We start from the raw sequence: 1,004 nt of genomic DNA, 5'->3' as shown, positions 1-1,004 counted from the left end.
GTCGAGCTGCGCGACGATGGCTGCGCGGCGCTGGGCCAGCTGGTTGACCTGCTGGGCGGCCGCCTTTCGCCGCGCGGTACGTGGCGCGTCCACGTCCTCGATGCGGTGCTCGACCTCGTCGTCGGTTGGCATGGTTGGTCTCCCTTCGTCATGGCTCGATGGCCGTGATTCCGCGTTGCGGGTGGGCACTTCCCTGCCCGTGGACGGACAGCGAGGTGATCCCGACCAGTCCCAGTAGCTGGGTGGGCTGGGCGGCCGTGACGGTGACGGTGATCGTGTCGCCGGAGATCATGACCGTGCCGGCGGCTCCCTGCGCGGCCAGATGGGCTTGCGCGCGGGCGATGGCCTGGATGGGAAGCAGGCGCAGCGTGCCGTTGCTCCGGTAGGCCGCGAGGTCGATGGCCTGGGCTCCGGCGCGGGCTGCGGATTCGGCTTGCCCGTTCGCGCGCACCTTGGCGGCCAGGGCGAGCCCGCCGTCGAGGGTGAGGCCGGCCAGGGCGAGGATGGCGGAGACCAGCACGACGACGAAGGCGGAGACGCGTCCCTCGTCGGCTCGCCACCAGCTGATCCGGCTCCGAGGTGTCATGACGGCGTCCCGGTGTTCGTGGTGGAGCGCCACACGTCGATCGGCTCGTTCGCGGTGGCCGACAGCCGTTTGCCGCCCGGCACGCCGAGGATGAGGGCATCGCCGAAGTCGACGTCGCAGACGACGGTCACCGACACGGTGCCGCCGGGACGCAGACCGCCGGTCGAGGCGGTTGTGGAGAGGGACCGGCAGCTCACCCCAGCGTCGGCCAGGGCTGCGGCGGCGGTGGATTGGGCGGCAGCAGCCGCGGCGCTGGCGGTGCGTTCGATGCTCGCCGCGCGCGCGGCCTGATGCGCGGCGTCGTCGAGCCGGATCCGGGCATCCACGCCGCGGTGGATCACGACGCCGACGAACACCAGGAGCATGATCAGCAGCGGGACGACGAGGGTGATCTCGGAGGCGACCGACCCGTCGTCGG

Annotated in this window: 2 protein-coding genes; both read right to left on the bottom strand. The window is 72.1% G+C overall.

All coding sequences use genetic code 11. The features are described from left to right. Positions 1–148 precede the first annotated feature (148 nt). Positions 149–586, bottom strand: a complete 438-nt coding sequence (locus ABZ215_RS43890; protein ID WP_354956891.1) for a hypothetical protein — start codon at positions 584–586, stop codon at positions 149–151. Then, positions 583–1,004 (bottom strand): TadE/TadG family type IV pilus assembly protein (locus ABZ215_RS43885; protein ID WP_354956889.1); only part of this gene is annotated, 422 nt, incomplete at its 5' end. The genes ABZ215_RS43890 and ABZ215_RS43885, both read right to left, overlap by 4 nt.

It is taken from the genome of Amycolatopsis sp. NPDC006131 (assembly GCF_040614175.1).
Lineage (GTDB): Bacteria > Actinomycetota > Actinomycetes > Mycobacteriales > Pseudonocardiaceae > Amycolatopsis_E > Amycolatopsis_E tucumanensis.
Note: the sequence above shows the minus strand (reverse complement) of the source record. Positions and strands in the feature narration are given on the sequence as shown.